The following is a 6758-nucleotide window of genomic DNA, read 5'->3' on the forward strand; positions in this document are numbered from 1 at the left end:
CATAGGATGTCGCTTTCTGCTGATCAATGTGAATTCTTTTTCACAAATGGCTATTTAGTAATTAATGATTTTTTTCCAGAAAATGTTTGTGATCTTTTAAAACAAAGGATAGAGACACTTATTAGAAACAATCAAGATGATATCCCTAAAACCATCTTTTCTACACAAACGAATGAGCATGCAAAAAAACAATATTTTCTGGATTCAGGGGATAGAATTCATTATTTTTTTGAACCAGGAGCTTTTAATGCCAATGGTGACTGCATTTTGCCGTTTGATAAATCAATTAATAAAATAGGGCATGGCTTACATGAATTAGATCCTGTTTTTAGAGAGTATTCTCGTGATGAGAGGATTAAAACGATAGCTCATCAGCTTGGTTTAAAAACTATTGGTCTGGCTCAATCCATGTACATTTTTAAACAACCTAGTATTGGTGCTGAAGTGCTCTGTCATCAAGACAGTACCTATATTTTTGGAGAGGATAGTGACGCATTGGGTTTTTGGTTTGCTATAGAAGACGCTACCTTAGAAAACGGTTGTCTGGAAGTGATTCCAAGTCCTTGTACAAGTCCTCTGAAAAAAAGAATGTTTCGTCAAGGAAATGACATTTATTTTGAGAATTATGATGAGAGCCCTTGGTCGGAAGAAAATAGTATTTCTTTGCCTGTTAAAAAAGGGACATTGATTATATTGCATGGTCGAGTGCCTCATAAAAGTCGGGCTAATTTCTCTAATAAATCCAGACATGCTTATACTTTACATTTGGTTGATGTCTCTTTGCCTTATCCTGAGAAAAATTGGCTGCAATGGTCAGGAGGGGTTCCTTCTTTATAATTTAATAATAAGCAAGTTCTCTATACTTTATATAAGACTAAGAAATATGCAAGTAGAGTCCTAAATGGATAATCAAAATTTAGATATTGTATTAAATAATTGGTCTGCGGCTGATTATGCCAAAGGCAATTATATCTTGAGCGAAATTTCAAAACTATTTCTTAAAAGAATTCCAATTCATGTGCATGATTTTTTGCTGGATGCCGGTTGTGGGGATGGCAGCTTTACAACAACCATTGCTCATCGTGTTCCCTATGGGCGGGTTTTAGGCTTGGATAGATCGAAAAATATGATTGATTACGCCAATAAACATTATAAAAATGAACATACAGCCTTTGCTATAGCGGATATTCAAGAACCTATTATTTATGGGCCATTCGATAATATTTTATCATTTTGGTGTCTCCATTGGACGAATTTGGAAAAATCTTTATTGAATTTATATCATGTTCTAAGACCCAAGGGTAAAATTTATGCTGTTTTTTCTTCAGGACAACAAAGCACATTGTTTGATGTGTTAAACAGTTTGCAATTTCAAAACCAGTATCCAGATATAGCTCAAAATATCATTCAAGCGAAAGCGAGAAGAGAGAATTTTGCCATTCAATGCAGAAAAATACTAGAAAATTTGCCCTTTAAAAATATATCTTTTACTGTGGAATCCTCTCAAGTTGAGCTGCCTTCCATAAAAATATTTGAAAATTTTATACATGGAGCTCCTTTGTTTAAGGATCTTCCCGCCGAGATTTATCAGGATATAGTCAGTAGGATGACGCAATTTTTTAGTGAATATTGTAAAGAAAGACATGGAAATAAATTAGTGTTTGAAAATATGCCTTATTTTTTGACAATTACTAAGGAAGAATAGCTTTCACTTTCTCTACCCTAATCAACTGCGAGATTTAAACTCTTTTTCAGGTTCTAGGGATTAGCATTAGATTTCCTCTATAGTTTTATCGTTTTAGTTGCCTTTGTATCTTCTTTGGAGAACTCAGAAAAACAATCTCTCCAAAAAGAAAGAAACTTGCTTTTATTGGCTAAATTATTGGATGGTTCAGGGTTAAAAGCAGGTTTTTCTTGATGAGCGGGCGCATACTGTTTCATCAGATGATAAGATGATGAGGTGGTATGTTGACTCTTCTGAGAGTTTTCCTGTAGATGGGCCAATGATTGCTGTTTAAAGCGGTAGACATTAAGCAAAACCAAACAAGCTTGGGTAACCATTAAGGCAACGCCGACGGCTGGGTTTAGTGCAAATCCAATAGCAACAAGCAAACCGCCTGCTACTAAAATAGTACCTAGGTTGTAACCAAGACTGATTAACAAATTTTGTTTAATATTAATTACTGTTTGTTTTGAAATAGCAAAAGCACTTGCTATCGGTAGCAAAGTACCGTTTTGAATAGTTGCTGAGGCCAATTTTTGGGTCATTTCGTCGCTGTCTTGAGAAAATACTGCAATGCCAAAGTCACTTGCTGCAAGAGCATTAGCATCATTAGCAGCATCCCCAATCATCGCGACTTTCAGTCCCTTATTTTGTAATGACTTAATATAGTTTGGCTTGGATTTATCTCCCTTATTTATAGTAGTGGCAACACAATTGGCATGTACGTTATGAATTCCAAGCACTCGAGCATAGCGATAGGCTGTTTTTTCATCTGCTCCAGAGCATAAATGTACCTCTTTTCCCATATCAAGCAGGGCTTTGACGGTTTGTTTGGCGTCCTTTCGTAAAGGATCAGTAATAATCAGATAACCTAAAAGTTGTTTGTTTTTAGCTAGAAAGACCAAGCTATCTCCTGCAACAAGATCTATTTGATTTTCAATAGCAGAGGTAGAAACCTCAAGTTCTTGCATTAAAGCTTTACTGCCAATGGCATATTGCACGCCATCAATTTCGGCAGAAATTCCGGAGTGATTAGAATGGTCAGATTTTGAAACAAGGAGCTTTTGCTTACTAAACGGCCTAGCAAAAGAATGAATCGCTTTACCAACAGGATGTTTAGATTGATCTTCCAATGTCTCACAAATACTTAGAAATTGCTCAGGGGAAAGACCAGAGTTACTTACTATCACATAGTCTTTTACTACAGGAATGCCAGTGGTTAAAGTGCCATTCAAATCCAAAATGACTGCGTCAATTTGTTCTGCTGACTGCAATGCCTTGGAGTTTTTAAATTGCACTCCATACTCTGCTGCTTTATGGATTCCAGTTTTTACTGCAAGTGGAATAATCAGTCCTAGTGTGCAAGGGCATGCAGAAACCAGTACTGAAATGGCACATTGTATTGCTAATGCGGGTGTAGAAATTAAGCCAACAACGATTCCTGATACAATGGATAGGGTAATAATAGTAGGTATAAAATAAGTGAGGAGTTTTCCAGTTTTTATTTCTATAGGGGCTTTTTCAAGCACAGATTGAGCTATATTTTCGTCAAGCCGGGCAAGATAGGATTCTTTGGCAGTCTTTAAAACACGAAGAGTAAGCGGTTTGGCTTCATTGGATAGGCGCATGCCCGCTAGTACTTTTTCGCCACTGCGAAATTGCCGAGGTATAATTGCGCCGGTAATGATGGTGTCATAAATCAGCGTTTCTTCTTCACAAATACAGTCTAGTGGAATCAGTTCACCTGGTTGAACTCTGATGAGGTCATTAGGTTGAATTTTTTCAATTCTGATCATTTTAACATCGTTGCCACTCCCTAATTGAACTTCTTTCGGGGCTCTGTCTTGAAATTTGGCCGAGCTTATTTTTTCTTTAATCGTGTCTTCAATCGCAATACCAATATGCCTAAATCCGTAAATGAGTAATCCTGCTTCAAACATCATAGGCAGCCAAGGAACAAAGAAAGACGCAACGGATACTAGCAGAACTGAAAGAGTACTGATTGCAAATAAGGTATCCATAGTGAGGGTATGGGATTGGGTTAGTTTTTTCCAGGCGTCATAATATGATTGTGCACCAAGTACTATGGTTAGAAAAATGCTGAGACTCGCCAGGGAAATCATTACAGCAAGAGGCAGATTACCTATGGCCATCAGTATCATTAAGCCAATACCACTGATACAACCTATTCCTCCAAGAAACCAATGTGATGTAAGCGCCTTTTTTGTATAGGCGAATATCTGGGATAACTTGCTGGATTTTTGTTGAGCTACCGGTTTCTCTGTCTCACTTGATGGAAGGGAAACTTGTTCCTTTATAGGAGGGGATTCATAAGATTCACAAACAAACCCTGTATCATCAATGAGATTTCTAATTATCCCCCAATTGATTTCATGGGTATTCTGCATTTCCTCAGAAAGCGATATCGTAATTTTTTTGGGGTCTGGGGTGCTAAAGTCTACATCAAACGTGTTTATTTTGATTACATTAGATTTTCTTAATGACGACTCGATTGCGCTACTGCAACTGGTGCAATTCATACCACTGACATAAAAATAATAGGGTTTGGACATAATAGCTCGCTGAGTTAAATGGTTAACTCATCCTGAGATTCTTCCAGGAATTACGGGTAATCAAAGATGCTATAAAAAATCTTAATGACACTGGCTTTAAGTGATTTTCGTAAACCCTGTATGATTCCATTGAGTATATTTTTAGTACAGAAATTTTTGGCTTTGTTTGGAATCATATCATATAAGCTATTTTTTGCATCATAATTTTTGAGTTTGTTGCACTTAAGTTTTTTATCTTACTACAAAAATATTTTATGATGTTGTGAATAGAATTCTTTCGGAAATCTACTGCCATGGAGAGTTGCTTTGTTGATACGGAGCTCGAATCCTCAAGTACTAGTGTACTGCGGTTCTATGCTCTGTTTCCCCGCACTTCTCTAATGGTCGCGAGTTTTGAAAGAAGTTAAATGAAATAAATTTTCCGGGAGAGTATCTAATTTTGAGCTTTTTATTATCAAGAAAAAAAATTATTTTGATATTTTTGATAGCCACATATTGTATTTATGATCTAACTATCTCGCTGTATACAGCATGGGATTTTACAACGGATGATGCCTATATCAGTTGGTATTATGCAAGACAGTTAGTTAAGGGAAATGGCTTGCTGTGGCATGTGTCTTTACCGCCGGTAGAAGGGTATTCTAATTTTTTATGGGTCATGATTGCTGCTTTAGTGATTAAGTTGCAATTACCACTCGTTACCACGATGAAAATTATCTCTTCTTGTAGTTTGGGATTCGCATTATTGTTCTTATATCGTTTAGCAAGACTTTTTTTAAGTCCTTTATTGTCCATAATGCCTATTTTTTTATTTAGTCATTATGCCGGAGTAGTTTGGTGGACAATGAGTGGGTTGGAGACTCTGTTTTACTGTGCTTTATCTTTAGCGTTAGTTTGGCAATGTACTCTAGCATTCGGCTACCATACTACAAACGAAAAGCAATTGACTCATCAATCTTTTCTATATTCCACTAAGCATTGGATAACAACCAATATATTGCTTTTGTTATTAAGTTTGGCTCGATTTGAGGGGGTGGTGTGGGGTGTCCCATTGATTTTTTTCATAGGGTGCCAATATTGTAAAGCTAAACAATATATTGATCTTAAAGATTTTAAAAAATTGTATTTATGGGTTTTAATTAGCTTTATTTGCTGTATATTGCCTTATCTTGTTTATTTTATTTGGCGATTATTTTATTTTGGTCATTGGATTCCTAACAGTTATCGTTGTAAAGCGTTAACGTATGGCCAGTTTCTAGTTGTTGATTTAAATTATTTGCTGGTGATATTGCCTTTACTTGTTTTATCAATGCCCTATTTTTTATTATCGACCAAGAAAGATTGTCGCCACGTCCTTCTTTGGTTGCCTTCTGCTGTGTATGGTGTTTTGCTTTGGAAAGCAAATCCCGTGATTACTGAAGGTTTGCGATTGTTTTTAGGCCCATTTGCTCTTTTTTCTATACTACCTGTTCTAGGAACGCACCAATTCATAAAATATTTGGATCACTTGAATTGGGATCCCGAATATATGGTTGTTGGGATAATGTTGCTGATGACTGTTGTTTTTATCCCAGGGAATAATTTAAGTAATTTATCCAAAGAAGTAATGGAATATAAAGAAAGGACTCAGAATAGAAGGTATATAGCTGATTTACTGAATCAGCAAGCTAAAAAAGGAGCCAGTGTTCTTCTCGATGATTGTGGTGTTATTCCGTTTTTTTCCCGTGAGGACCTTCGATTTATTGATGCTCAATGTTTAAATAATACCGATTTAACTCAAACTCCGTTTAATAGAAACTTGAGTCTCTATGCCGAATATCTGAATTTGAAAGTGAAGCCTGATTGGGTGATTACTAATTATTATCCCATCAAATCACATGGTGATTACTTAACTGATCGCCTATGGGGAATAGGTTTTTTTAATAATTATCAACTGGTTGCTGTATTAAAATCAGGCTATTTAAATAAATCAGATCTGAAAGAGAAAAAAATAATTGATTTTGTTTATCAAATTTTTAAGAGATCTACTTAAGAATGCTTCTGGAGTATCGACCCCAGAAGCATTTAGACAATAAAAATTATTGCTCAGAAGCAGTACTAGAAGCATTTTGAGCTGAAAAATCTGCTGTAGGTTGAGCTGCTTTTAGGTTTTGTAAAAGCATGATGCTGTTGGTTAGCAAAATGCGTTCTTGTATTTGTCGATCCAAATACATTTGATAATTGATTTCCGCCAGCAATATCGCTATTTCTTTTTGGACTGTGGCAGGAGAAGCGTTATTGATTTGTAGAATCCATTGCGAATTAGGTTTACCTGGCTCGTTAGACGCAGCAGGATCAAATAATCGTTTTGTTGCCATGTTAAATTCATTCAAAGCTTGGCTTGGCAGATCAGCACTTCCTTGACCACCTTCAATTTTTTGCGGTAGCCTTTTGGAGAGAATGTAGTAAAGATTACTAATTCC

Annotated in this window: 4 protein-coding genes and 1 pseudogene; 3 read left to right on the top strand and 2 right to left on the bottom strand. The window is 36.1% G+C overall.

Features of this window, described 5'->3' with window-relative positions; genetic code table 11:
* The first annotated feature begins 6 nt into the window (after window positions 1-6).
* Complete coding sequence (locus OK13_RS07160; protein ID WP_035889322.1) at window positions 7-837, top strand: phytanoyl-CoA dioxygenase family protein; 831 nt, start codon at window positions 7-9, stop codon at window positions 835-837.
* A gap of 64 nt (window positions 838-901) precedes the next feature.
* The gene (locus OK13_RS07165; RefSeq protein ID WP_035889324.1) at window positions 902-1705 is read left to right on the top strand and encodes a class I SAM-dependent methyltransferase; all 804 of its coding nucleotides are present in this window, start codon (window positions 902-904) and stop codon (window positions 1703-1705) included.
* A 77-nt stretch (window positions 1706-1782) separates the two neighbouring features.
* On the opposite strand, the gene OK13_RS07170 is transcribed toward OK13_RS07165, so the two are convergent.
* On the bottom strand, window positions 1783-4296 hold the full coding sequence (locus OK13_RS07170) for a heavy metal translocating P-type ATPase (RefSeq protein ID WP_035889326.1): 2514 nt from the start codon (window positions 4294-4296) through the stop codon (window positions 1783-1785).
* Between the two features lie 439 nt (window positions 4297-4735).
* On the opposite strand from OK13_RS07170, the gene OK13_RS07175 reads away from it, so the two are divergent.
* The gene (locus OK13_RS07175) at window positions 4736-6328 is read left to right on the top strand and encodes a protein LphB (RefSeq protein WP_081964895.1); all 1593 of its coding nucleotides are present in this window, start codon (window positions 4736-4738) and stop codon (window positions 6326-6328) included.
* A 46-nt stretch (window positions 6329-6374) separates the two neighbouring features.
* On the opposite strand, the pseudogene OK13_RS07180 reads toward OK13_RS07175, so the two are convergent.
* Window positions 6375-6758, bottom strand: a pseudogene (locus OK13_RS07180) (type IVB secretion system protein IcmX); the annotation flags it as partial.

Origin of the sequence: Legionella norrlandica (assembly GCF_000770585.1) — a bacterium.
In the GTDB taxonomy this organism is placed as follows: Bacteria; Pseudomonadota; Gammaproteobacteria; order Legionellales; family Legionellaceae; genus Legionella; species Legionella norrlandica.